Source organism: Ralstonia sp. SA306 (assembly GCF_054792405.1).
The window spans coordinates 1,404,520-1,428,911 of sequence record NZ_CP096451.1 but is presented as its reverse complement, the minus strand read 5'-3'; the positions used below and the strand labels follow the sequence as shown (position 1 = coordinate 1,428,911).

The 24,392-nt window shown below is 64.2% G+C and carries 20 protein-coding genes; 16 read left to right on the top strand and 4 right to left on the bottom strand.

The features are described from left to right. Positions 1-44 precede the first annotated feature (44 nt). The 9 genes from M1D44_RS06860 (at position 45) to M1D44_RS06820 (ending at position 8,247) form a co-directional block, all read left to right on the top strand. The gene (locus M1D44_RS06860; protein WP_316853902.1) at positions 45-1,634 is read left to right on the top strand and encodes a protein adenylyltransferase SelO; all 1,590 of its coding nucleotides are present in this window, start codon (positions 45-47) and stop codon (positions 1,632-1,634) included. A 158-nt stretch (positions 1,635-1,792) separates the two neighbouring features. Beyond that, entirely contained in the window at positions 1,793-2,179 is a 387-nt protein-coding gene (gene msrB, locus M1D44_RS06855) for a peptide-methionine (R)-S-oxide reductase MsrB (protein ID WP_112184800.1), read from the top strand. A gap of 34 nt (positions 2,180-2,213) precedes the next feature. Beyond that, positions 2,214-2,786, top strand: a complete 573-nt coding sequence (locus tag M1D44_RS06850) for a septation protein A (RefSeq protein WP_024975632.1) — start codon at positions 2,214-2,216, stop codon at positions 2,784-2,786. Next, positions 2,786-3,058 carry a BolA family protein gene (locus M1D44_RS06845; RefSeq protein ID WP_024975631.1) on the top strand — a complete coding sequence of 91 codons (273 nt, stop codon included), beginning with the start codon at positions 2,786-2,788 and terminating at the stop codon, positions 3,056-3,058. The genes M1D44_RS06850 and M1D44_RS06845 overlap by 1 nt, the downstream gene beginning before the upstream one ends. A 42-nt stretch (positions 3,059-3,100) precedes the next feature. After that, on the top strand, positions 3,101-3,898 hold the full coding sequence (locus M1D44_RS06840; protein ID WP_024975630.1) for a peptidylprolyl isomerase: 798 nt from the start codon (positions 3,101-3,103) through the stop codon (positions 3,896-3,898). Between the two features lie 289 nt (positions 3,899-4,187). After that, complete coding sequence (locus M1D44_RS06835) at positions 4,188-5,168, top strand: ABC transporter substrate-binding protein (RefSeq protein ID WP_024975629.1); 981 nt, start codon at positions 4,188-4,190, stop codon at positions 5,166-5,168. A gap of 174 nt (positions 5,169-5,342) precedes the next feature. Beyond that, positions 5,343-6,251, top strand: a complete 909-nt coding sequence (locus tag M1D44_RS06830; RefSeq protein ID WP_024975628.1) for an ABC transporter permease — start codon at positions 5,343-5,345, stop codon at positions 6,249-6,251. A gap of 1 nt (position 6,252) precedes the next feature. Beyond that, positions 6,253-7,047: an ABC transporter ATP-binding protein gene (locus M1D44_RS06825; protein WP_024975627.1), complete on the top strand. Its 795-nt coding sequence runs from the start codon at positions 6,253-6,255 to the stop codon at positions 7,045-7,047. Between the two features lie 99 nt (positions 7,048-7,146). Next, the gene (locus tag M1D44_RS06820) at positions 7,147-8,247 is read left to right on the top strand and encodes a J domain-containing protein (protein WP_316853901.1); all 1,101 of its coding nucleotides are present in this window, start codon (positions 7,147-7,149) and stop codon (positions 8,245-8,247) included. 84 nt (positions 8,248-8,331) lie between these two features. Here M1D44_RS06820 and M1D44_RS06815 read toward each other — a convergent pair whose 3' ends face one another. Next, a complete protein-coding gene (locus M1D44_RS06815) occupies positions 8,332-9,405 on the bottom strand; it encodes a porin (protein ID WP_316853900.1) in 1,074 nt (357 codons plus the stop codon). A gap of 206 nt (positions 9,406-9,611) precedes the next feature. Between M1D44_RS06815 and M1D44_RS06810 the strand changes: the two genes are divergently transcribed. The 6 genes from M1D44_RS06810 (at position 9,612) to M1D44_RS06785 (ending at position 16,593) form a co-directional block, all read left to right on the top strand. Continuing rightward, complete coding sequence (locus M1D44_RS06810) at positions 9,612-10,304, top strand: response regulator (protein WP_024975617.1); 693 nt, start codon at positions 9,612-9,614, stop codon at positions 10,302-10,304. Continuing rightward, positions 10,301-11,719 (top strand): sensor histidine kinase, encoded by a 1,419-nt coding sequence (locus M1D44_RS06805; RefSeq protein ID WP_316853899.1) that lies wholly within the window; start codon positions 10,301-10,303, stop codon positions 11,717-11,719. Before M1D44_RS06810 ends, M1D44_RS06805 begins: the two co-directional genes overlap by 4 nt. Before the next feature lie 440 nt (positions 11,720-12,159). Then, positions 12,160-13,248: an ABC transporter ATP-binding protein gene (locus M1D44_RS06800; RefSeq protein ID WP_024975615.1), complete on the top strand. Its 1,089-nt coding sequence runs from the start codon at positions 12,160-12,162 to the stop codon at positions 13,246-13,248. An 80-nt stretch (positions 13,249-13,328) separates the two neighbouring features. Next, positions 13,329-14,369, top strand: a complete 1,041-nt coding sequence (locus M1D44_RS06795; RefSeq protein ID WP_024975614.1) for an ABC transporter substrate-binding protein — start codon at positions 13,329-13,331, stop codon at positions 14,367-14,369. Positions 14,370-14,472: 103 nt separating this feature from the next. After that, positions 14,473-15,741, top strand: coding sequence for an ABC transporter permease (locus M1D44_RS06790; protein WP_024975613.1), 1,269 nt, complete (start codon positions 14,473-14,475; stop codon positions 15,739-15,741). A gap of 15 nt (positions 15,742-15,756) precedes the next feature. Beyond that, entirely contained in the window at positions 15,757-16,593 is an 837-nt protein-coding gene (locus M1D44_RS06785) for an ABC transporter permease (protein ID WP_024975612.1), read from the top strand. 613 nt (positions 16,594-17,206) lie between these two features. Here M1D44_RS06785 and M1D44_RS06780 read toward each other — a convergent pair. Continuing rightward, a complete protein-coding gene (locus tag M1D44_RS06780; protein WP_316853898.1) occupies positions 17,207-17,971 on the bottom strand; it encodes an SDR family NAD(P)-dependent oxidoreductase in 765 nt (254 codons plus the stop codon). Between the two features lie 127 nt (positions 17,972-18,098). On the opposite strand from M1D44_RS06780, the gene M1D44_RS06775 reads away from it, so the two are divergent. Then, a complete protein-coding gene (locus M1D44_RS06775; protein WP_024975610.1) occupies positions 18,099-19,025 on the top strand; it encodes a LysR family transcriptional regulator in 927 nt (308 codons plus the stop codon). A gap of 36 nt (positions 19,026-19,061) precedes the next feature. Here the strand turns inward: M1D44_RS06775 and M1D44_RS06770 are convergent, their stop codons facing one another. Then, positions 19,062-19,955, bottom strand: coding sequence for a transporter substrate-binding domain-containing protein (locus tag M1D44_RS06770; protein WP_316853897.1), 894 nt, complete (start codon positions 19,953-19,955; stop codon positions 19,062-19,064). Positions 19,956-20,165: 210 nt separating this feature from the next. Continuing rightward, entirely contained in the window at positions 20,166-24,263 is a 4,098-nt protein-coding gene (locus M1D44_RS06765; protein WP_316853896.1) for an autotransporter domain-containing protein, read from the bottom strand. Between the last annotated feature and the right edge of the window lie 129 nt (positions 24,264-24,392).

The following is a 24,392-nucleotide window of genomic DNA, read 5'->3' as shown; positions in this document are numbered from 1 at the left end:
GCCGTTTCCTGTGCTATCGGCCGCCTGCCCTACCGCCCCACCCTATGACTGCCTCCCCTGCCGCCTTGCCTGACGATTCCCTTGCGAGCCCTTTCGACTGGCCTGGCCGTCCCACCGTCGCCCCCGGTTTTTCCGCGCTGGGCGAACGCTTTCTGACGCGCCTGCCGCCGATGCCCATGCCTTCCGGACCGATTGGCGAACCTTATCTGGTTGGGTTTTCGCCAGACGCCGCGGCGTCGCTCGGCATCACGCGCGCCGAACTTGACACCCCCGCCGGGCTGGCCGTCTTTATCGGTAACGCCGTCGCCCCCTGGAGCGACCCGCTCGCCACCGTCTATTCGGGCCACCAGTTCGGCGTGTGGGCTGGGCAGTTGGGCGATGGACGCGCGCTGTTGCTGGCCGAACTGCAGACCACCGAAGGCCCCTGCGAAGTCCAGCTCAAAGGCGCCGGCCGTACGCCGTATTCGCGCATGGGTGACGGCCGGGCGGTACTGCGATCGTCCATCCGCGAATTTTTGTGCTCGGAAGCCATGGCAGGCCTCGGCATTCCAACCACACGCGCGCTGTGCGTAACCGGCGCTGACGCCCCCGTCCGTCGCGAAGAGATCGAAACCGCCGCCGTTGTCACGCGCCTCGCGCCGTCGTTCGTGCGCTTTGGCCACTTCGAGCACTTTGCGGCCAGCGAACAACTGCCGCAGCTTCGCGCACTCGCCGATTACGTCATCGACCGCTTCTACCCCGCCTCCCGCAGCGAGCCGCAACCGTATCTCGCCCTGCTGCGCGAACTTGCCCGCCGCACCGCTGAACTGATGGCCGACTGGCAAGCCGTTGGCTTCTGCCACGGCGTGATGAACACCGACAACATGTCGATCCTCGGCCTCACGCTCGACTACGGCCCGTTCGGCTTCCTGGATGGCTTCGACGCCAACCACATCTGCAACCACTCCGACACCGGTGGCCGTTACGCCTACGCCCAGCAGCCGCAAATTGGCTACTGGAACCTGTTCTGCCTTGCGCAGGCGTTGCTGCCTTTGTTCGGCGAAGATCCTGACGTTTTCATCAACTTGAGCGACGAAGCACAGGCTCAACCCGCCATCGACGCCGCGCAAAACGTCCTGCTGACCTACCGCGACGTCTACGGCGCAGCCTTCTACGCACGTTATCGCGCGAAGCTGGGCCTCTCCACCGCGCAGGACGAAGACGAAACCCTGTTCGGTGACCTGTTCAAACTGCTGCACACACAGCGCACCGATTACACGCTGTTCTTCCGCCACCTTGCCGAGGTGCGCCGCGACGACACGCCCGCCGCGGCAGAAGCGCGCACCGTGCGCAATTTCTTCTTCGATCGCGCAGCCGCAGACGTGTGGCTTGCCGCCTATCGCCAGCGCATGCAAGCCGAACCGCAATCCGACGACGAGCGCGCCGCTGCTATGCACCGCGTCAACCCGAAATACGTGCTGCGCAACCACCTGGCTGAAATCGCCATCCGCCGCGCCAAGGAAAAGGATTTCTCCGAAGTCGAAAACCTGCGTGCCGTGCTGGCCCGCCCGTTCGACGATCATCCCGGCTTCGAGCATTACGCCCAGCCCGCACCCGATTGGGCATCGTCGTTGGAAGTGAGCTGCTCGTCGTGATCCGGCATGCCGACATACAGGCAGGCGTGATGCGCCGGAACTGACACCGTGCTCTAATCCGCGCCTGTCAGGATTGCCGCAGCAGCACGACAAACAACGTCAGCCGCCCGATTGCTTCCGGCCGGCGGCTGCCGAATCCAACAAGGAGTCTCATCACCATGACCGTCACGAAATCCGACGCCGAATGGCGCGACCAACTCTCCGACATCGAATACCGCGTCACCCGCGAAGCCGCCACCGAGCGCCCCTTCACAGGCAAGTACTGGGACCACTGGGATCGCGGCGTCTACAACTGCGTCTGCTGCGGCACGCCGCTGTTTGAATCGTCGACCAAGTTTGATGCGGGCTGCGGCTGGCCGAGCTATTTCCAGCCCATCAACGGCGAGGTGATCGCCGAGAAAACCGACCGCTCGCACGGCATGCTGCGCATTGAAGTGCAGTGCAAGAACTGCGGCGCGCACCTCGGCCACGTGTTCGAAGATGGCCCCGCACCGACCGGTCTGCGGTATTGCATCAACTCGGCTGCGCTAAAATTCGGCGATTGATCTTCCGCACCTGCCCACCTAAGCGCGTTCCCGCATGAAATTCCTGTTCGATCTGTTCCCGGTCATCCTGTTCTTTGCTGCCTTCAAGGTGGCCGGTATTTATGTGGCGACCACCGTCGCAATGGTCGCCACCGTGCTGCAGATCGCCTGGGTGTGGTTCAAGCACCGCAAGGTCGACGCCATGCAGTGGCTGTCGCTGCTCATCATCGGCGTGTTCGGCGGCGCGACGCTCATCTTCCACAACGAAACCTTCATCAAGTGGAAGCCGACGGTGCTGTACTGGCTGTTTGGCGTTGTGCTGCTGGGCAGCGTGGTGTTCGTTCGCAAGAACCTCATCCGCGCCATGATGGAGCAGCAGGTGTCGCTGCCCGAGCCGATGTGGGGCCGCCTGAACCTGGTGTGGGCCGTGTTCTTCCTCGCCATGGGCTGCCTGAACCTCTACGTGGCCTACAACTTCGACACCGACGTGTGGGTCAATTTCAAGCTGTTCGGATCGATGGGGCTGATGGTGGTCTTCATCCTCGTGCAAAGTGTCTGGCTTGCGCGCCACATGCAGGAGCGCCCTGCCAACGCGGCCAACGACGCCAACATCGGAGACGACCGCTGATGGCCGCCGATCCGCGTGAAATCGAACGCCTCCTGCGCGAGGCGTTCGAGCCCGTCCACCTCGCCGTGGAAGACGACAGTGCCAAGCACGCCGGACACGCCGGCGCGGCTTCCGGCGGCGGGCATTACAACGTCGAAATCGTCAGCGCGGCCTTTGCCGGCAAGAACCGTTTGGCGCGTCATCGCATGGTGTATGATGCGCTGCACACGCTGTGGCCAGCGGCAATCCATGCGCTGGCGATCCGCGCGGTCACTCCCGAAGAAAACACGTAAGCGCATTCCACGCTCACTCGTCCTTCCCTCGAACGCAATCCCATGAAGATTTCCAGCCTCACTGCCAGCCTGCTGGCTGTTGCCTTTGCTGCGACCGTTGCTCCCGCCATGGCGCAAAATGCCGCGGTGGTCAACGGCAAAGCCATCCCGAGCGCCAAGGTGGACGCGCTGATCAAGAAGTCGGGCCAGCCCGAATCGCCCGAGCTGCGTGCCAAGGCCCGCGACATGCTGGTCGACCGTGAACTGATCGAGCAGGACGCCGCCAAGCGCGGTCTGCTGGAGCGCGACGACATTCAGGAACAGCTGGCATCGGCCCGCCTGAACGTGCTCGTGGCCGCCGAGTTTGAGGACTACGTCAAGAACAGCCCCGCCACCGAAGACGAGCTGCACAAGCAGTACGACAAGATCAAGGCGCAGTTCGGCAACGGCAAGGAATACCACGCCCACCACATCCTGGTGGACAAGGAAGCCGACGCAAAGGCCATCATCGCCAAGCTGAAGGCCGGTGCCAAGTTTGAAGACATCGCCAAGGCGCAATCGAAGGACAAGGGATCGGGCGCCAACGGCGGCGATCTGGACTGGGCGAACCCCGGCACCTACGTGCCGGAATTCTCGGCAGCTCTTACCGGCCTGAAGAAGGGCCAGATCACGCAGACGCCGGTCAAGACGCAATTCGGCTGGCACGTGATCCGTCTGGACGACACGCGCGACGCGAAGATCCCGTCGTACGAAGACGTCAAGCCGCAACTGCTTGAGATGATGATGGGCGACCAGAACTGGCAACGCAGCAAGTTCCAGGCGATGCTGAAAGACCTGCGCGAAAAAGCGAAGATCCAGTAAGCAGCAGCCCGTTGGGGCAGTGAAAAAAGGGGCCTCGTGCCCCTTTTTGACTTGATGGCCGCGTTGCATCGCACGCAACCGGAATCCCCCTCCTGCACCCCCAAGTTCTTTTGAAGTGTTTGCTGAAAAGCATTGCGATTTGTCCCATAATGTGCGCCCACGCGCGCCGGCATTGCACTGCTTCGGTGCACTCAAGAATCAAGAGAGTCTGAAAAACCAACCACGCCGGCACGGGCATATCCCGCTCGCCGCCAGAGCGAAACCACCCAAAAGGAAACAGGAGATCCTTATGTCCACGTTCAAGCACGCCTTCCGCATTGCCGCGCTCGCTGCCATTCCGATGGCTCTGCTGCAAGCCGCACCTGCGCTGGCCCAGGCCACGAAGTCGGTTGAAGTGCTCGCCATCGTTGAGCACCCGGCGCTCGATGCCATCCGCGACGGCGCCAAGGAACAACTCAAGGCCGAAGGCTTTGACGCAGGCAAGAACCTGAAGTGGGAATACCAGAGCGCACAAGGCAGCACGGCCACCGCCGCGCAGATCGCCCGCAAGTTCATCGGCGACAAGCCGGACGCCATCATCGCCATCGCTACCCCGTCGGCGCAGGCGGTTGTGGCTGCCACCAAGTCGATCCCCGTCGTGTATTCAGGCGTGACCGATCCGGTGGCCGCACAACTGGTCAAGAGCTGGGCGCCGACCGGCACCAACGTGACCGGCGTGTCTGACAAGCTGCCGCTGGACAAGCAGATCGCCCTGATCAAGCGTGTGGTGCCGAATGCCAAGCGTATCGGCATGGTCTACAACCCGGGTGAAGCGAACTCGGTCGTGGTCGTCACTGAGCTGAAGAAACTGCTGTCGGCGCAAGGCATGACGCTGGTCGAATCGGCTGCACCGCGCACGGTGGACATCGCGCCGGCCGCCAAGAACCTGATCGGCAAGGTCGACGTGATCTACACGAACACCGACAACAACGTGGTGTCGGCATACGAATCGCTGGTGAAGGTGGCCAACGAAGCGAAGATTCCGCTGGTGGCTGGCGACACTGATAGCGTGAAGCGTGGCGCCATCGCCGCCCTGGGCATCAACTACTACAAGCTGGGCCAGCAGACCGGCAAGGTCGTCGCCCGCATCCTGAAGGGTGAGAAGCCCGGCGCCATCGCCTCGGCCGGCAGCACCGACCTGGAGCTGTTCGTGAACGAAGGCGCGGCCAAGAAGCAAGGCGCGACCCTGTCGGCGGACCTGCTGAAGGACGCCAAGGAAGTCATCAAGTAACTCGCAAGGCGCCGGGTCGGCCTCCGCCTGACGGAGCCGGCCTGGCGCGGGTCTGGCTGCCCGCGCCGCAACGTGGCTATCCGCCGCATAATGGCCGGGCGCTTACGCTGCTACCCACAAGCGTCCCGTTCATTGCACACAGGCCGGTGCCCAATCACCGCGCCCTACTCCGTCATGTCACTGTTTTCATTGCTCGGCGCCCTGGAGATCGGTCTGATCTTCAGTCTCGTGGCGCTCGGGGTGCTGATCTCCTTCCGCATCCTCAACTTCCCTGACCTCACTGTCGACGGCAGCTTCCCGATGGGCGGCGCTGTGGCGGCCACGCTCATCGCCGGCGGACACGATCCGTTCGTGTCGACGCTGGGTGGCACCCTGGCCGGTGCCGCTGCAGGCTTCGTCACGGGCTGGCTCAACGTGCGCCTGAAAATCATGGATCTGCTCGCCAGTATCCTGATGATGATCGCGCTGTACTCGGTCAACCTGCGCATCATGGGCAAGCCCAATGTACCGCTCATCTCCGAGCCGACCGTCTTCTCGCTGCTGCAGCCGGACTGGATGCCCGACTACGTGTTCCGCCCGGTGCTGCTGGGTGTGGTCGTGGTGGTCGTCAAGCTGCTGGTGGACTGGTTCTTCTCCACGCAGATCGGCCTGTCGCTGCGCGCCACGGGCGCCAACCCGCGCATGGCCCGCGCCCAGGGCATCGCCACCGGCGCAGCCACGCTGGCCGGCATGGCGCTGTCCAACGCACTGGTGGCCCTCGCTGGCGCGCTGTACGCGCAAACGCAGGGCGGCGCCGATGTGTCGATGGGGATCGGTACCATCGTCATCGGCCTGGCCGCCGTCATCATCGGCGAGACCGTGCTGCCGGCACGCCGCCTGGTGCTGACCACGCTGGCCGTGGTGGTGGGCGCGATCCTGTATCGCTTCTTTATCGCCCTGGCGCTCAACAGCGATTTCATCGGTCTGCAGGCACAGGATCTGAATATGGTGACCGCTGCGCTGGTGGTGATCGCCCTCGTGCTGCCCGGCATGCGTCGCAAGGTGTTCGGCAAGCTGGCCAAGACCGGTACCAAGGGGAACTGACATGCTGAGCGCACAAGGACTCACCCTCACCTTCAACCCAGGCACGCCCATCGAGATGCGCGCGCTGCGCGGCCTGTCGCTGGAGATCCCCTCGGGCCAGTTCGTGGCCGTGATCGGCTCGAACGGCGCCGGCAAGTCGACGTTCCTGAACTCCATCAGCGGTGACTACATCGTCGATTCGGGCAGCATCACCATCGACGGCGAAGACGTCACGCGCAAGACCGCGTGGCAACGCGCCGACAAGGTCGCCCGCGTGTTCCAGGACCCGATGGCCGGCACCTGCGAAAACCTGACCATCGAAGAGAACATGTCGCTGGCCATGTGCCGCGGCCAGCGTCGTGGTTTCCAGTTCGCGACCAACCGCAAGTGGCGCGAGATCTTCCGCGAACAACTGCGCCGGCTGGACTTGGGCCTCGAAAACCGCCTGACCGATCGCATTGGCCTGCTCTCCGGCGGCCAGCGCCAGGCCGTGAGCCTGCTGATGGCGTCGCTACAGCCGTCGCGCATCCTGCTGCTGGACGAGCACACCGCCGCGCTGGACCCGAAAACGGCCGCCTTCGTGCTGGAGCTGACCGCCAAGATCGTCTCGGAAAGCAAGCTCACGACGATGATGGTGACGCACTCCATGCGCCAGGCGCTCGACTACGGCGATCGCACGGTGATGCTGCATCAGGGCAACGTGATCCTCGACGTGCAAGGCGAGGAACGCCGCGGCCTGGACGTGCCGCACCTGCTGCAGAAGTTCGAGGAAACGCGCGGCGCCAAGGTGGATGACGATGCGTTGTTGCTAGGCTGAACCTGTCCCTGGGCGCCACCGCGGCACTCAGAATCGGCACCGCCACCACATGACACACAGCCCGGGCTCCCTTAGTGGAGCCCGCGACATTTCCGCTCCATGACCAAGGCACACCGTCCGCCCATTAGCATTACGCCCAAACAGCACGCGGACGACTCGCCAACGCTGACAAAAGGCCAGCGAGCATTCAACGCGCTGATCAAGCAGATTGAGAATCGGCGTAAGCGGCTGGCGGACTGGGAGGCGGCCACCGTTCGGTTCCAGAGCCGATATGCCAGCGAGTTCCTGCCGCTGGAGCGAACCCGCGCCGAGCTGCAGATCCGCCTCGTCCACAGCCTCGATCAGGTCTACGAGCATGACGGCTTTACCAAAGCCGAGCGCCGCAAGATATCCGCCCTCATCGTCGAGCTGACGACAGATCTGATTGACGAAGACCCGAGCCTGAAGGCGCTTTACAACAAATACAGCGGCACGGACTTCGACCGGGAAGCCGCGCTGCAAGCCGCAGCGATGAAGGCTAGGCTGGAAGCGGCACTCGGTGTCGACCTGGGCGACGACACGGATGTCGATTCAGAGGCGGCACTCCTGCAACGCGCCCGCGCGCACATCGAGCAACGGGCCGAGAAAAAAGCCGCCGCAGCAAATAAGCGCGAAGCCCGCCGGGCCGCCCGGAAGAAGTCTCCCAAGCAACAGGCCGCAGAAGCACGGGAAGAAGACGAACAGGCGCAGATCAGCCTGTCCATCCGCGAGGTCTACCGCAAACTCGCCAGCGCCCTGCACCCCGACCGCGAAACTGATCCGCAGGAGCGGGAGCGGAAGACACGGCTCATGCAGCGCGTCAATGAGGCCTACGACAAGAACAACCTGCTGCAACTGCTGGAGTTGCAGCTTGAGCTTGAGCACATCGATCAGCGCTCAATCAACCACATCAGCGAAGCGCGGCTGACGCATTACAACCAGATCCTGAAAGACCAGGTGCGCGAGCTGGACCGGCAAATCCATCGTGTCGAGACGACGTTTCGGCACACGTACGGGTATCAGCAGTTCGGGGCGCTGCCGCCGGACGCCATCTTGCAAAAGCTCGACATCGACATCGCTGCGCTCCGCCAAGATGTTCGCAATATCGAGCAGGATCTTGCCGCCTTTGACGATTTCAAAGACGTGCGGCGGATGCTGAAATCCCGCCCGGCGCTCGACTGATGGCCCGCTGAACTGCGCGCCGATCCAACAAAACGGGCACCCGAAGGTGCCCGTGTTCGTTACAGCGATCGGTCGATTGGCCGATCAGAAGCGGTGCTGCAGGCCCATCGTCACGCCAACCTGGTTGTTGGCGTAACCGATCACGTCGCGCGACAGGCTTACGTTCTGGCCGTTCTTGGCCTTGGCATAACCGGCAGACAGGTACGCCGTGGTGCGCTTGGACAGCGCGTACTGGCCGCGCACCGAGAACAGGATCGGATCGGCATCCGTGCCGTCCTTGATGTTCTGCTTGTACACCGCGCCGTACAGCGTGAAGGCCGGCGTCACGTCGTAGCTGGCGCCCGCCCAGTACATATCGCTGCGCAGGCTGGCGGCCGCCGTCGTGAAGGCGCGCTTGTAGTTGCGATAGCCCGCGAACAGCTTGAGCGCGCCGAAGTCGTAGCTGGCGCCGGCGTGTATGCCCTGGATGTAATCGGTTGTATCTGCCGGCGTGGTGCTCGTGCCTGCGCCGTTCTGACGATCCCACGTGACTGCGGCCGAGAAGTCGCCCACGCTGTAGCCGACGCCCAGGTCGTACTTCGAGCTGCTCTTGAAGTTGCCGGCTGCCTCGCCAAAGCCCACGGTGGCACCCAGCTTCAGACCGCCAAAGGTGCCGTCGTAGCGCACGGCGTTGGAAGCGCGCGAGAACAGGCCGTCCTTGCGATCGCCCGTGGCCGTGGACGACGTGGCCCACGAGTAGTTCGGCGCGTAGCCCATCGGGTCGTACGGCAGCATGAAGTCGTACGTGGTGGTGAACGTGCGGCCTGCCACCACCTGCCCGAAGCCGCCAGCCAGACCGACCACGGCGCGGCGGTCGAACAGCGTGTTGTCGGTGTCGAGCTTGCCGGTGTCGATGGCGATGCCGCTTTCCAGGTTGAACACGGCCTTCAGGCCGCCGCCCAGATCCTCGGTGCCGCGCATGCCCCAGCGCGACGTGTTCTTGCCGCCCGAGACGAGGCGCGTGGCGCTGCCGCCGTTCGGGCCAGCGTGGTTCACATACTCGATACCCGAATCCATGATCCCGTACAGGGTCACGTTGGAGGATTGAGCGGCGGCCGTGCCGGCCGTGGTGGCGGTGACAAGCGCAACCACTGCCAGCGCCATCGAAGTCTTGTTCATCAGGTCTCCCTTATTCGTTGTCCTTGCGCAAAAGCCCCATTCACAGGGCTTTGGGCGGGACGGATCGTATGAGGGGCGCACTTTCAGTTCACTTTCGATTGGCGGGAAATTGCCGGTGTGTGTCGCGGCGTTCTCGGGGGTTTCCCTAGCTTCAAAACATGCGGCGATGTCTGTATTCCTCTGCGGCTGATTGAGAGACGTCCGATATGCGCATCCTGTTGGTGGAAGACAACCTGAAGCTGGCCAGCACGCTGGAAGAAGCCCTGAGCCAGGCCGGCTTCACGGTCGATTGCGTGCATGACGGCCATGCGGCCGACTTGCTGCTCACCACGCAGGACTACGCGCTCGCCATTCTCGACATTGGCCTGCCGCGCATGGATGGGTTGGAAGTGCTGCGCCGCCTGCGCGCGCGCAAGAACCCGCTGCCCGTGATGATCCTGACCGCACATGGCGCCGTGGAAGAACGCGTGCGCGGCCTGAACCTCGGGGCTGACGATTACCTTGCGAAGCCGTTCGACCTGACCGAAGTGGAGGCCCGCGCCCGTGCGCTCATCCGGCGCAGCCACGGCCACGAGAGCACGCAGTTGCAATGTGGGCCGCTGCACTACGACGGCATCAGCGGCGCCTTCACGCTTCACGGCGAACTGCTCGCCCTGACCGGCCGCGAGCGCGCCGTACTGGAAGTGCTGATGCTGCGCGATGGCCGCGCCGTCAACAAAGCCGCCATCTCGGAAAAGATCTTCAGCATCAACGAATCGGTCAACGCCGATGCCATCGAGATCTACGTGCACCGCCTGCGCAAGAAACTCGACGGCAGCGGTGTGGCCATCGTCATGCTGCGCGGGCTCGGGTATCTGCTGGAAGCCACGCCCAGCACACCGGCGAACGCAGGCCGATGAGCCTGCCCACCCTGCGCCGGCAGCTTTCGTTCTGGTTGCTGCTCCCTCTGATGGGGCTGCTCGCGCTCGACGCCTGGCTCACGTATGCGCGGGCCATGACCGCTGCAAACGCCGCGTTCGACCGCACGCTCGAAGCGTCGCTCAAGGCTATGCGCGAGGGCGTGCGCCTTCGCGACAAGCAGTTCGCCATCGACCTGCCCTACCTCGCGCTGGACGTTCTCCAATCGGAAACCGGCAGCAGCGTCTTCTATCGCCTGACCGATGCCAACGGCAAGACGCTGACCGGTTATGACGACCTGCCCATGCCCACAGGGCGGCGGCCGGCGCCCTATCGCTCGGTTTTTTACGACAGCCAGTTCCAGGGCATGCCCGTGCGCCTGGCCGCGCAGGCGGTGCCGGTGCGCGATACCCAGTCGACGCAGATCCAGCTCGTGTGGCTGTTGGTGGGCGAGACCCTGGAGCCCCGCGAGGCGCTGGCGCACGAGATCCTGGCGGGCTCATTGCAGCAGGAGGGCTTGCTGGTGGTGCTGGCGGTCGGCATCGTCTGGTTGGGCATCAGGCGGGGTCTGCGGCCCCTGCGCCAGCTGAGCGAAACCGTCGCCGGACGCGGCACCGATGAGCTTGCCCCGCTGCCGCAGCAGGGCTTGCCGGCAGAAGTCGCTCCGCTGGTCGAGGCCATCAATCAGTATGTGGCGCGCCTGCTGCGCATGGTGCAAGCCCGCAAGCGCTTCTTTGCCGATGCCGCACATCAATTGAAGACGCCGCTGGCCGTGATCCAGGCGCAATCCGAACTCGCCCTGCGCGAACCCGATGGAGACCGCATCCGCCGCCATCTTGAGCCGCTGCACGGCACCGTGCGAGAGGCTGCGCGGGGCGTGCAGCAACTGCTGTCGCTCTCCCGCCTGGAGACCGACAGCGGCTACGCACCGCAACTCCAGCCGCTGCGCCTCGACACCCTGGCCGGGGATGTCGCGCTGGAACTGGCGCCCGTTGCGCGCAAATCCGGCGTCGACCTCGGCTTTGAAGGCGAACCGGTGACGGTGGCCGGCGAGCCGCAATGGCTGCAGGAGCTGATCGGCAACCTGCTCGACAACGCCATCCTCTACGCCGGAAACGGGGCGCGCGTCACGCTGCGGGTCAAGCGTCAGGCGATGGCGATGCTCGGCGAGCAGGCCGTGCTGCAAGTGGAAGACGATGGCCCTGGCATTGCGGTGCCTGAGCGCGATGCGGTATTCGGCCGTTTCTATCGCGGTGCGGCATCGGAAGGCCACGACGGCAGCGGCTTGGGTCTGGCCATCGTCCGCGAGATCGCGCGCCTGCACGGCGGCACGGTCGCGCTGTCGGAAACGCCCGGTGGAGGACTGACCGTAAGCGTCTACCTGGCGCTGGCATTGACTGAAGAGCCGGCCACCTGAACGCGGGTTGCTGCACGACAACATTGTCTTCGCAGGGCTCGCGCACTTCCCCCAACGCCGTGCACCGTTTGCGTGACAACGCGGCGCACCATTTCCACGCAGCCTGCACGGCCCGCTGTTCCGCCGAAATTGGTTCCATCCGCGCTCTGTTATGCCCGCCGCACGTGGGCTGGCATACGACCTAAACTCAAACACATCGCCATCACCGCACGATCGACCGCCGAGCTTGCTCGGGCAAGGCATCCGGGGTTTTCCCTATTGTGGTGCCACGGGCCGCACGCCCGTAGGCCGCGCCCGAGGTGTCGCCAAAAATGGCTCCATCAAATAACCAGGATTGGGTCCACTTTGCAGAACAATGAGCCGCTATAGTCCATCAACAATTCGTCACAACACGGCATGTTGACCGACCCGAATGGATCGGAGAACGGCAGGAGGCAGTAATGAAGACCGACGACGTGATCGTCAGCTTTCGCGGTGTACGCAAGACGTATGACGGCGAGACCCTCGTGGTCAAGCATCTGGACCTGGACATCTACCAAGGCGAGTTTCTGACTTTGCTCGGCCCCTCCGGCTCGGGCAAGACCACCTGCCTGATGATGTTGGCTGGGTTTGAATTTCCGACCGGCGGTGAGATCCGCCTGGAAGGCGCCCTGCTCAACAACGTGCCGCCACACAAGCGCAACATCGGCATGGTGTTCCAGAACTACGCGCTGTTTCCGCACCTGACGGTGGCGCAGAACGTGGAATACCCGCTGACGGTGCGCAAGATCCCCGCTAGCGAGCGTGCAGACCGCGTGCACAAGGCCCTGCAGATGGTCCGCATGGAGGGCTTTGCCAAGCGTTACCCGGCACAGCTCTCGGGCGGCCAGCAGCAGCGCATTGCGCTGGCCCGCGCGCTGGTGTTCGAGCCCAAGCTCGTGCTGATGGACGAACCACTGGGCGCACTCGACAAGCAACTGCGTGAACACATGCAGTACGAGCTGAAATCGCTGCACGAAAAGCTCGGTGTGACCTTCGTCTACGTGACGCACGACCAGGGCGAGGCGCTCACCATGTCCGACCGCGTGGCCGTGTTCGACAAGGGCATCGTGCAGCAGCTTGACACGGTAGATAGCCTCTATGAACGCCCTTGCAACGAGTTCGTCGCCAACTTCATCGGCGACAGCAACACGCTGCGCGGCACCGTCACCCGCGTCGAAGGCGACTACTGCGAGCTGCAGCTCAACGACGGCGCCCGCATCATGGGCCGCAATATCGCCGGCGCCAATGTGGGGGCCACCGCCACCGGCTGCATCCGCCCCGAGCGCATGCGCCTGGCTGAGGGCGCTTCCGCTGCCGGCAATGCGTTGCAGGGCCAGACACGCGGCCTCGTCTACTTTGGCGACCACGTGCGCATGCGCTGCGCCCTGCCTGATCAGCCTGAATGTTTCGTGAAGGTGCCGCTGGGCACGCGCGCGCTCGAAGGCTTTGCGCCGGGCGCGCCGATCCAACTCGAATTCGCACCGGAACACCTGCGCGTTTTTGCATGACCTTGCATGACCCATGCGGGCATCCCCGCCCGCATGTCACCACCATACGTTGTACCCACACACCAAAAAGAGGAGCCAAGATGAAACACATCGCAAAGACGCGTCTCTCCGTATTTGCCGGCGCGTTCGCCATTGCATTCGGCGCGCACGCGGCAGAACTCACCGTCGTCAACTTCGGCGGAGCCAATGGCGACGCGCAGAAGGCTGCCTTCAACAAGCCGTTCGAGGCGCAGACCGGCAACAAGGTCACCGTGGTCGAGTACAACGGCGAGCAGGCCAAGATCAAGGCCATGGTCGAAGCCAAGCACGTCAACTGGGACGTGGTGGAAGTCGAATCGGGCGACATCGGCCGAGGCTGTGATGAAGGCCTGTTCGAGAAGCTCGACTGGAGCAAGATCGCCAAGAAGAGCGATCTGATCCCCGAGTCGCCGAGCACCTGCGGCGTGGGCTTCTTCGTGTGGTCGACCGCGATGGCGTACAACGCCGACAAGCTCAAGACCGCCCCGACCGGCTGGGCCGATTTCTGGGACGTGAAGAAATTCCCGGGCAAGCGCGGCATGCGCAAGGGTGCACGCGGCAACCTGGAATTCGCATTGATGGCCGACGGCGTGCCGGTCAAGGACGTGTACAAGGTGCTCGCCACCAAGGACGGCCAGAACCGCGCGTTCAAGAAGCTCGACCAGCTCAAGGCGAACATCCAGTGGTGGGAAGCCGGTGCGCAGCCGCCGCAATTCCTGGTGGCGGGTGACGTGGTGATGTCCACCGCGTTCAACGGCCGCATCGACGCCGCGCAGCGCGAAGGCAAGAACCTGAAGGTGGTCTGGAACGGCAGCATCTACGACCTGGACTACTGGGCCATCCCCAAAGGCACGCCCAACAAGGCGCTGGCCGAGCAGTACATCGCCTACACGCTGTCGCAGAAACCGCAGCAGGAGTACGCCAAGCACATCGCCTACGGCCCGGCCAACGTAGCGGCCATCAAGGCGCTCGACGCGAAGACGCAGGCGAACATGCCGAACTCGCCGGAGAACGCCAAGAACGCCGTGCTGCAGAACCTGCAGTTCTGGACTGACCACGGCGACGAGCTGGAACAGCGCTTCGCCTCGTGGGCTTCGAAGTAACCGCATAGCGGTGTAACGCAGTGACCGCGCGGATGCCCTCGCCCCATGGCAAGGCATCCGCCGGACGAATTCCCGTAGCGATGGCGAGGCAGCATTGAACACCATGACGATCGCGGCTGAATCGGTTCCTGATTCGACGGCCAAACTCAAACGCGAATTGAAGAGCGCTGAGGCGCGCAGGCGTGCCATGGCGCTGGCGCTGGTGGCGCCGCTCGCCATCTTCCTGCTGCTCATCTTTGTCGTGCCGATCGGCGCCCTGCTCACGCGCGCCGTGCAGAACCCCGAGGTGGCCGATGCGCTGCCCAAGACGGGCATCGCCCTGAAAGACTGGGACCGCAAGAGCCCGCCGGCCGACGCCGCCTACGCCGCGCTTGCCGCAGACCTCACGATCGTGAGCGAAGGCGAAGCGATGGGGGCACTGGCCCGCCGCCTCAACACTGAAATTCCGGGCTTCCGCTCGCTGGTCGCCAAGACGGCGCGGGCCATGCCGCTGGCTGACGACCAAGGCAAGCCATTGGCGCTGACGCCTGCGCAGACCCGCGCCAAGCTCCTCGAACTCGACGATCGCTGGGGCGATGTCACGTACTGGCAGGCCATCGCCAAGAACAGCAGCCGCACGTCGCCGTTCTACCTGCTGGCCGCGCTGGACCACCGGCAAGATGCCTTCGGCCATATCGAAGCAACCGACCCCGACGAGCAGATCTACGTGACGGTGTTCATCCGCACCTTCGTCATCAGCGCGATGGTCACGGTGTTCGCCCTGCTGCTCGGCTACCCGCTGTCGTACTGGATTGCCTCGCTGCCGGAGCGTCGTGCCAATCTGGTCATGGTGATGGTGCTGATCCCGTTCTGGACGTCCATCCTCGTGCGCGTGGCAGCGTGGATCGTGCTGCTGCAGACCGAAGGCCTCATCAATCACGGGCTGATGGACCTCGGCATCATCAAGGAGCCGCTTGCGCTGCTGTTCAACCGCGTGGGCGTGTACATCTCGATGACGCACATCCTGCTGCCGTTCATGATCCTGCCGCTGTACAGCGTGATGAAGTCGATCCCGCCCACGTACCAGCGCGCGGCGGTGTCGCTGGGCAGCCATCCGTTTGCCGCGTTCTGGCGCGTGTACGTGCCGCAGACGTATCCGGGCATCGGTGCCGGCGCGCTGCTGGTGTTCATCCTCGCGCTGGGTTACTACATCACGCCCGCGCTGCTGGGCGGCCCGAACGATCAGATGGTCAGCTATTACGTGGCCTACTTCACCAACGTCACCATCAACTGGGGCATGGCCTGCGCGCTGGGCGCCCTGCTCTTGCTGGCCACGCTCGTCCTGTACGCGGTGTACGGGCGCTTTACGCGACCCAAGGTTCGTGTCGGCTAACGGAGAACATCGACCATGAAACTCGCCAAACCGATGTTTGCCCCGCACACCTCGCTCATCGAGCGCATCTGGTACTTCTCGCTGCGCGGGCTGGCCGTGCTGACGCTGCTCTACCTTGTGCTGCCGGTGCTGGTGATCGTGCCGCTGTCGTTCTCGTCGAGCACGTTCCTCTCGTACCCCATCCCGAGCTATTCGCTGCGCTGGTATCAGAACCTCGTCACGTCTGACGAATGGCGCATGGCGGCCAAGAACAGCTTCATCGTCGCGCCTGCGGCCACGATCGTGGCAACGGTGCTGGGCACGCTGGCCGCCATCGGGCTGAACAAGGCCGACTTCCGCGGCAAGGGCCTGCTGATGGCGGTGCTGGTGTCGCCGATGATCGTGCCCGTGGTGGTGGTGGGTGTGGGCATGTATCTGTTCTTTGCGCCGCTGGGCCTGGCCAACACGTATATCGGTCTGATCCTCGCGCATGCGGCGCTGGGCGTGCCGTTTGTGGTGACGACGGTGCTGGCGACGCTGCAGGGGTTCAATCACAACCTCGTGCGGGCGAGCCTGTCGCTGGGTGCCAACCCGGTCATGACGTTCTTCCGCATCACCCTGCCCGTCATCGCACCGGGCGTGATTTCCGGGGCGCTGTTTGCGTTTGCCACCTCGTTTGATGAGGTGGTGGTCACGCTCTTCCTTGCCGGGGCGGATCAGGTGACGCTGCCGCGTCAGATGTTCACCGGTATTCGCGAGAACATCTCGCCGACGATTGCTGCGCTGGCGACGATTCTGATTGTGTTCTCGACGGGTCTGCTGCTGACGTTTGAGTGGTTGCGGGGGCGGGCTGCGGCTAAGGCGGTGGCGTAAGTTTTTTTGGGTTTTGGTTGTTTGGGCTTCTGGCCGGGGTTTGTTTCTTGTGGTTCATCCCTTGTTTCATCCCCTGCCGGGGCTGACTCACTTTCTTTGTCTTGCCAAAGAAAGTAAGCAAAGAAAGGCGCGCCCGATGCGGCGAAAGATTCCTTGAATTTATGTCGCAAGGAGGGGAAGGGAAAAACTCGCTGCGCTCAGACAGTTTCCCTTCCTTTTTCCTCCTTGCAACAGAAATTCAAGGCGCCGCATAGGGCAACAAAGTCAAAGGACAAAAACCAAACACTCTGGGCGCTCGCCCAAACGACAAGGCCAACCGCGCGATGGGTTGGCCTTTTTCTTTTGACGTTGAGCCCTTGATGGCGCCTTGGATTTTTGTTGCGGGGAGGATCAAGAAGGGAGGCCTGTCTGAGCGCAGCGAGTTTGCCTCCCTTCCCTCCCCGCGACACAAATCCAAGGAGTCTTTCGCCATCTCGGGCGCGCCTTTCTTTTGCCTACTTTTCTTTGGCAAGACAAAGAAAAGTAGGTCAGCCCCGCGAGGGGGTGAAACCATCAATGGCCAGTGCGCCCAGCATCAAACCGCGACAGCTCGAGGCCTAGCGAGCAGCACTGCTTACAGGAACATCCCGCCCGAAGCCTCGATGCGCTGCGCATTGATCCACCGGTTATCCGGCGACAGCAGCGAGGCCACCACGCCACCAATGTCATCCGGCACACCAGCGCGGCCGAGCGCAGTATTGGATGCCACCATCGCGTTCAAATCGGCGTTGTCGCGGACGGCACCGCCGCCAAAGTCCGTCTCGATGGCGCCCGGCGCCACCACGTTCACGGCAATGCCGCGCGGGCCGAGTTCTTTGGCGAGGTAACGCGTGAGCACCTCCACCGCACCCTTCATCGCCGCATACGCGCCGTAGCCCGGCAGCGCAAAGCGCGCGAGACCCGACGAGACATTGACGATGCGGCCGCCGTCGGCCATGAGCGGCAGCAGAATCTGCGTGAGGAAGAACACGCCTTTGAAGTGCACGTTCATCAGTTCGTCGAACTGGGCTTCGGTGGTTTCGGCCACTGCGGCGTACACCCCCATGCCGGCGTTGTTGACGAGGTAATCGAAGCGCTCGGCCTTCCACTGTGCCAGCACACCGCGCACGGCATCAGCAAAGGCGGGGAACGTGGCGATCTTGCCGGCGTCGAGCTGCAAGGCGGCGGCGCGACGGCCCTGGGCAGTCAGTTCAGCGACCAGGGCATCGGCTTCAGCGCGGTTGCTTCGGTACGTAAAGATGACGTCGGTGCCGCGCTGGGCAAGCTTCTGCACCATGTTCTTGCCAAGGCCGCGGCTGCCGCCGGTGATGATGGCGATGGGGGTGGGGGACTGTGTCATGTCTGCTCTCCGGTTGGGTTTGGGGTGTCGAACACCGTGAGAACATGGTATTGGGCGACTAAAAAAGAATAAATCTCGCCTATCCTATCTCTGTGTTTGTCCACAGATAACAATCAATCCGCCCGTCATGTCCGCCAATCGACTCGAAGCCATGCAGATCTTTGTGCGCGTGGCCGAACTTGCCAGCTTCACGCGCGCAGCAGAAGCCCTGAGCATTCCCAAACCGGCCGCCTCGGTGGCGGTGCAGCAGCTGGAAACGATGCTCGGCACGCGCCTGCTCCACCGGACCACCCGCAAGGTGCAGCTCACGCAAGACGGCCAGACCTTCTACGAGCGCTGCCAAGACCTCCTGGCCGACATGGACGAACTGCAGACCATGTTCCGCCAAAGCCCTCAGGCGCTGCGCGGCCGGCTGCGTGTAGACATGCCGGTGGGCGTTGCACGCCGCATCGTCATCCCCGCCCTGCCCGCGCTGCTCGACGCGCACCCTGAGCTGGAAATCGAACTCTCCAGCACAGACCGCCGCGTGGACCCGGTGCGTGAAGGCTTCGACTGCGTATTGCGCATCGGCAACCTGACCGACAGCAGCCTCATCGCGCGCCCGCTCGGCCAATTGCATCAGGTCAACTGCGCGAGCCCCAGTTACATCGCACGCCACGGCATGCCGAAAACGCTCGAAGACCTCGATCACCATCGCATCGTCCATTACGTGCAGACGTTGGGCACGAAGTCGCCGGGGTGGGAATACACGGTGGATGGCCGCTCCGCATTCCGGCCGATGAAGGGCGCGGTGACCGTCAGCTCAGCCGAGAGCTACGACGCTGCGTGCCGCGCGGGGCTCGGGATGATCCAGGCGCCCGTGTATGCGGGGCTGTCGTCGGCGATTGCGGACGGAACGCTGGTGGAAGTGATGCCCGATTTTCGGCCGCTGCCGATGCCGGTGTCGCTGGTGTACCCGAACCGGCGAAATCTGCCGGTGCGGGCACAGGTGTTCATGAACTGGATGGCAGAGCTGTTGGCGCCGTACCTGGAAACGGCATCGAGCGGGCGATAGTGTGGGCGGTTACGGCCCGCCCACACACGCATCACGCTACTGTGCCGGTTTGTCGCTGCGCTTTTTCAGGTTGGCGCGTAGCGCATCGCTCATCGCCATGTCGAGGTTTGCGCCAGCCGGCGGGATGGGTGACTCGAACCATTTCTTGTACAGCGCTGTGAACTCGCCGGATTTCATGAGGCGCGTGATGGTTGCATCCACGAGCCGCTTGAAGGCAGGGTCGCCCTTGCGGACCATGCAGGCGTACGGCTCGACCTGCAGGGTTTCCGCCACGACTTCCAGCGCAGCCGGATTCGCAGAATTGGCACGCAGGCCGTACAGCAACACATCGTCCAGCGCCAATGCCGACGCTCGGCCGGCTTCGACAAGCTTCAGCCCGTCTGCATAGTCCTTGCCGGAGATGATCTGGACGTCGATGTTGTGGTCGACGGCGAATTTCTTCAGCACCTTCTCGTTCGTGCTGCCGGCTGTGCTGGCGACGGTCTTGTTCGCCAAGTCCGGATAGTTCTTGATGCCCGAATCGCGCTTGGTCAAGAGGCGCGTTCCCGCGTAGAAGAAGTTGATGGAGAAGGCCACCTCCTTGCCCCGCGCGCTGGTGTTGGTGGTCGATCCGCATTCGAGGTCGTAGGTGCCATTGACCAGAAGCGGAATCCGATTCGTGCCAGTCACTGGAATCGAATCGACTTGCAGAGATGGTTTCTTCAATCGTGCGCGCACATCGTCGACGATGGCTTGCGTCAGATCGACCGAAAATCCGACGGCCTTGTTCGGGGCCAGCAGATAGCTGAACGGAACCGCCGCTTCACGATAGCCAACCGTGATCTTGTCTGCCGCTGCGATCTTTTCCAGAGTCTGTGCGTGGATGCCCTCCGCAGCCACCGCCAGACCGGCTACGACAAGCGTGGAAGCGAGTGTGCGAATCATGTTCATTTGCGTCTCCGTGGATGCGTCCCGCGTTCTGTAGGCTTGTGGCTGCTACAGCCCCCTCTCTACGGAAATCTAGGCGCCATACCGTTCTTGCCATTGATGCAAGTCAACATGCCGCACACGCGTGGTGCAGCGTGAAAAAAAACGCGCCGAGTTGCCCCGGCGCGTTGTTTTTCGATCGATCTAGCGTGCGCTTCGGCACGCCCTGTTCCGTCAGAACCTGTGGTTGACCCGCACGTAGGCGGACTGCGCAGACACATGGCTCGTGTTGATGGTGGCATCAATACCCAAGGACACCGTGGTCGCCTTGGCGGCCTGGAGCGTGACGCTGGCCCCGGTGGTCAGGAACGAACGCGGCAGGTCGGTGCCGGGGGCGGCGAACACGGTGCCGTCCTGGCTCTGGACCTGGACGACGCGGCCGGCGTTCATCAGCTCGTGCGCGTAGCCCAAGCGAAGCTGCACGTTGACCGGGCACACATCGCCGAAGGCCTTGTCGAGCGTGACACCCACATACGGTTGAAGACTGCGCGCGCTGTCCGGCCCGACTTGCAGGTTCTGGCCGTTGGCGCCGTTCTCGCCGAAGCCGCTGCCGCGCACGTACGCATATCGGAGGCCCACATGCGGCGCGAGCCGGATGCCGCCCATCATCTCCAGGGGCAAGCTGGCTTGCGTGGCGGCGGTGAATTCGTGCGCCAGATGGTCGCCCTCGGCGGTACCGACGCTGCCGAACGGTCGCTTCTGCGAGAAGAAATCAAGCCCGTAGCCGACCGTGGCCGACAGGTTGACGGCACCCATCGGCTGCGCCCCGTAAAGTGCCACACGCAGGGTGTCGATGGCGCCCGATGCGCCGGTAGTGTCTTCGCCCAGCGTGGTGTGCGTGTAGCCGCCCGCCGCGCCCACGGTGGCAGCGCCAAGGCGACCCTCCGCGCCCGCGAGGAACCCATAGGCGTGCGTGAGGAAGCCCGGCGCATTCCCCGTACCGCCCACCTTCGTACTGGAGCCGCTGGCCGTCACCCACACATCCTTGGAACCACTGGGGGCGTCCTGCGGCCCCGACAACCGGCCGAGCAGCGTTGAGTTGACGCCCTGTGCCTGCAGCAGTGCTGTCGTACCCAGCGCCGTATAGATGGAGGTCTTGGTCGGTGCCACGACGGTCGGGCTGCCGGGGGTGCCGGGCGCTGCTGCTTCTGCGAGCAGCACGTCGACCGCATTCGTTCCGTAGTCCACGGATGTCTGCAACGTGCCAAGGTTGGCTCCTGCCGTTGCTGTGCTGACGTTTGCGAAGCGCCCCGTCACGCCACTGGCTGCGCTCAGCACGGTGTAGCGGCGGGCGGTATAGGTGCCCGGATCGAACACGATGGCCAGCGAGCCGCCGAGCGCTGCCGCACCGCCCACGCGCAGTTGCGATGCGTCCGTGGGGCTGACTTCGATGGCGAGCGTCCCAGTCGAGCCTTGGGTGTAATTGCCGCCGACGGACAACGTTCCAATGGAGCCGCCCGGCGCGACCACCCCGCTGCTGCTCACGTCGCCCGAGACCGTGCCGTGGCCGCGCAGCGTGCCAAGCGCGTTCACCAGGACATTGCCGCCAAGCACAGCACCGGCGTTTGCCGCATCGCCGACCGCCAGCGTGCCGCCCGCTACCGTGGTCGACCCGGCGAAGCCGCTACTGACGCCATTGAGCGTGAGCGTGCCCGTGCCCTGCTTGATCAACGCGCCGTTGCCGCTCAGGCTGCCGCTAAAGGTTTGAGACGAGTCGTCAGCCAGCGTGAGCGCGCCGCCCAGCACCACGCGGCTACCCGCGACGCCGGAGAGGTGCGCCACCGTCTGGCTGACGCCAGCAGACAGATCGAGCGCCGAACTTGTCCCCGTGAGCGTGACCGTCGTAGCCGACGCCAGGCGGCCAGCACCCGACAGCGCCAGCGTGCCGGCGTTGATCGTCGTTGCCCCGCTATAGGTGTTCACGCCGGACAGTGTTTGCGTGCCGCCATCCAGTGTGAGGCCGCCCGTACCACCGATTGCGCCGCTGAACGTGCCGGAGGCACTCGCCAAGGTGAGCGTCCGCCCGCCCAGCGAGACTGCACCGGAGCCCGTCAGTGCGTTGATGGTGGCGCCGGAGGTCATCCCAGAAATATCAAACGTGCCGTTGTTGACTACGCCCGATGATGCCGCAATGCTGCCGGCACCCGACAACGCGAGCGTGCCGGCGTTGATGGTCGTTGCGCCGGTAAAGCCGTTCGCGCCCGACAGCGTTTGCGTACCACCGCTGACAGTGAGGCCGCCCGTACCACCGATCGCACCGCTGAATGTGCCGGCTGCATTAGCCAGCGTCAGCGTCTGGCCACCCAGGCCAACGGTGCCCGTGCCCGTCAGGGTGCTGATGGTGGCGCCGGACGTCGTCCCAGAAATATCAAACGTGCCGTTGTTGACCACCCCGCCGGAGGTCGCAATGCTGCCTGCACCCGATAGCGCTAGCGTGCCCGCGTTGATGGTCGTTGCGCCGGTAAAGACGTTTGTGCTCGACAGCGTTTGCGTGCCACCCGCCACCGTGAGCCCGCCTGCGCCGCCGATAACGCCGCTGAACGTGCCGGCGGCGTTGGACAAGGTCAAGGTCTTGCCGCCCAGAGCCACCGCGCCCGTGCCGGTCAGTGCGCGGATGGTGGCGCCGGACGTCGTCGCAGAGATATCGAAGGTGCCGTTGTTGACCACGCCCGATGACGCCGCAATGCTGCCGGCCCCCGACAGCGCGAGCGTGCCCGCGTTGATGGTCGTGCTACCGGCATAGCCCGCCGTGCCCGAGATGGTCAACGTGCCAGCCCCCGCCTGCACCAGATTGCCGGTGCCGCTGATGGTGCCGGCGTAGGTCACCGCATCGCTGCGGTTGAAAGCCAGTGTGCCGTTGTTGACGATATTGCCCGCCACCGAGCCCGTGGTCCCGCCGTTGCCGATCTGCAGCGTGCCGGCGGTGATGGTGGTATCGCCGGTATAGGTGTTGTTGCCCGTCAGCGTGATCGTGCGACTGCCGCTGACGCCTACGCTGCCCGCGCCCGATATGACGCCCGACACCACGAGGTTCGTCGTCGTCGCATCGAGCGTGACGCGCGACGTGGCATCGCCCAGCGTGACGTTGTTGGACAGCGAGAGTCCTGCACTGCCGGCCGTGATCTTGGCTGCTGCCCCCGCCGCCACGTCGAGGTTGCCGATGATGTTGGAACCCGTCAGCAGTTGCAGCGTGTTGTTCGTCCCATTGAACTGGATAGCTGCCGCCCGCGTGACACCGTCGCTGTATAGCCCACCGCTGATGGTGCCGCCATTGACGATGACATCACCATTGGCAATGACGCCGACACCGGCTGCGCCGCCATTGCCTGCACCACCGGTGATCGTGCCAACGTTGGAAAGCACGTTGAATCCGGCAGCCAGATTGACGCCCGCGCCGCTGGCCCCCGCCGTGCTGGCGCCACCACCACTGACACCGCCAACGCCGCCCACGATCGTCCCAATGTTGGTCACCTGAGTGCCGGAACCCAAGGTCAGCAACCCATCGCCGCCTCCGCCTCCGCCGCCCGGGTTCCCGCCGCCGCCACCGTTGCCGCCATTGCCGCCGACTAGGGTGCCTTGGTTGTTTACGTCGGCAGCCGGCGTCACAATGACAAACGCTGCGCCGCCTCCGCCGCCGCCTCCGCCGTTGGAGGCTGACCCCGAGGTGCCGGCACCGCCATTTCCGCCGGTGCCGCCCTGCACGGTCACGCCGCCGTTGACAGTGACGCTGGTGCCGGTGGAATACACGCCGGCGCCTCCGCCTCCGCCGCCCCCCGCGAAATTGAATCCATCGAAGCCCTGGCCAGCCCCGCCCTGCGCGTTCGCGTTGATCACGGCATCGCCAGCGAGCACCACATCGGGGGCTCCTCCGGGGCCGCCTTGCCCACTGTCGTTCGTGGCACCGGTACCGCCCGTTCCGCCGGAAGTCGGCCCGCCCGGAACCTGGATAGTGGAGGAGCCTCCACCCAGCGCGGACCCACCACCGCCACCGCCGTTGCCGCTGCCACCATTGCCGCTGCGGTTCGGGATGCCGTTACCGCCGGCGGCGCTGCAGTTTGCGATCGTGCTCGGCGAGCAGGTCGCGGCCCAACCCGGGAGCGCCACACCGGCCAAACCGAGTGACACCCCGATTGAAATGATGGATGCGCGCCGACGGGCGGGCGTCGTGTCAGGGCTGGCGTCAACGCCCCCGTGCGACGCCTTCGTCAGTTCGGACACCACTTGCGGAGCACGCAAGGTGCGGCTCCAGACCAGCCGATAGACCCGGTTCATGTTGATCCCCTCGTTGCATAGACCCATGGGTCGGGCGCTGACCATTGAGAGGCAGGACCGCGGCGCGAGTGACCCATTTTTGTGTTGTCGTTCTCTGGCGCGCCGTCCGGTGGATACCGTTTTTTCGAC

What these genes read in the sequence shown, in the direction of transcription:
- M1D44_RS06860 (WP_316853902.1), top strand. Translation starts at nt 45, where the DNA reads ATGACTGCCTCCCCTGCCGCCTTGCCTGACGATTCCCTTGCGAGCCCT.
- msrB (WP_112184800.1), top strand. Translation starts at nt 1,793, where the DNA reads ATGACCGTCACGAAATCCGACGCCGAATGGCGCGACCAACTCTCCGAC.
- M1D44_RS06850 (WP_024975632.1), top strand. Translation starts at nt 2,214, where the DNA reads ATGAAATTCCTGTTCGATCTGTTCCCGGTCATCCTGTTCTTTGCTGCC.
- M1D44_RS06845 (WP_024975631.1), top strand. Translation starts at nt 2,786, where the DNA reads ATGGCCGCCGATCCGCGTGAAATCGAACGCCTCCTGCGCGAGGCGTTC.
- M1D44_RS06840 (WP_024975630.1), top strand. Translation starts at nt 3,101, where the DNA reads ATGAAGATTTCCAGCCTCACTGCCAGCCTGCTGGCTGTTGCCTTTGCT.
- M1D44_RS06835 (WP_024975629.1), top strand. Translation starts at nt 4,188, where the DNA reads ATGTCCACGTTCAAGCACGCCTTCCGCATTGCCGCGCTCGCTGCCATT.
- M1D44_RS06830 (WP_024975628.1), top strand. Translation starts at nt 5,343, where the DNA reads ATGTCACTGTTTTCATTGCTCGGCGCCCTGGAGATCGGTCTGATCTTC.
- M1D44_RS06825 (WP_024975627.1), top strand. Translation starts at nt 6,253, where the DNA reads ATGCTGAGCGCACAAGGACTCACCCTCACCTTCAACCCAGGCACGCCC.
- M1D44_RS06820 (WP_316853901.1), top strand. Translation starts at nt 7,147, where the DNA reads ATGACCAAGGCACACCGTCCGCCCATTAGCATTACGCCCAAACAGCAC.
- M1D44_RS06815 (WP_316853900.1), bottom strand. Translation starts at nt 9,405, where the DNA reads ATGAACAAGACTTCGATGGCGCTGGCAGTGGTTGCGCTTGTCACCGCC.
- M1D44_RS06810 (WP_024975617.1), top strand. Translation starts at nt 9,612, where the DNA reads ATGCGCATCCTGTTGGTGGAAGACAACCTGAAGCTGGCCAGCACGCTG.
- M1D44_RS06805 (WP_316853899.1), top strand. Translation starts at nt 10,301, where the DNA reads ATGAGCCTGCCCACCCTGCGCCGGCAGCTTTCGTTCTGGTTGCTGCTC.
- M1D44_RS06800 (WP_024975615.1), top strand. Translation starts at nt 12,160, where the DNA reads ATGAAGACCGACGACGTGATCGTCAGCTTTCGCGGTGTACGCAAGACG.
- M1D44_RS06795 (WP_024975614.1), top strand. Translation starts at nt 13,329, where the DNA reads ATGAAACACATCGCAAAGACGCGTCTCTCCGTATTTGCCGGCGCGTTC.
- M1D44_RS06790 (WP_024975613.1), top strand. Translation starts at nt 14,473, where the DNA reads ATGACGATCGCGGCTGAATCGGTTCCTGATTCGACGGCCAAACTCAAA.
- M1D44_RS06785 (WP_024975612.1), top strand. Translation starts at nt 15,757, where the DNA reads ATGAAACTCGCCAAACCGATGTTTGCCCCGCACACCTCGCTCATCGAG.
- M1D44_RS06780 (WP_316853898.1), bottom strand. Translation starts at nt 17,971, where the DNA reads ATGACACAGTCCCCCACCCCCATCGCCATCATCACCGGCGGCAGCCGC.
- M1D44_RS06775 (WP_024975610.1), top strand. Translation starts at nt 18,099, where the DNA reads ATGTCCGCCAATCGACTCGAAGCCATGCAGATCTTTGTGCGCGTGGCC.
- M1D44_RS06770 (WP_316853897.1), bottom strand. Translation starts at nt 19,955, where the DNA reads ATGAACATGATTCGCACACTCGCTTCCACGCTTGTCGTAGCCGGTCTG.
- M1D44_RS06765 (WP_316853896.1), bottom strand. Translation starts at nt 24,263, where the DNA reads ATGAACCGGGTCTATCGGCTGGTCTGGAGCCGCACCTTGCGTGCTCCG.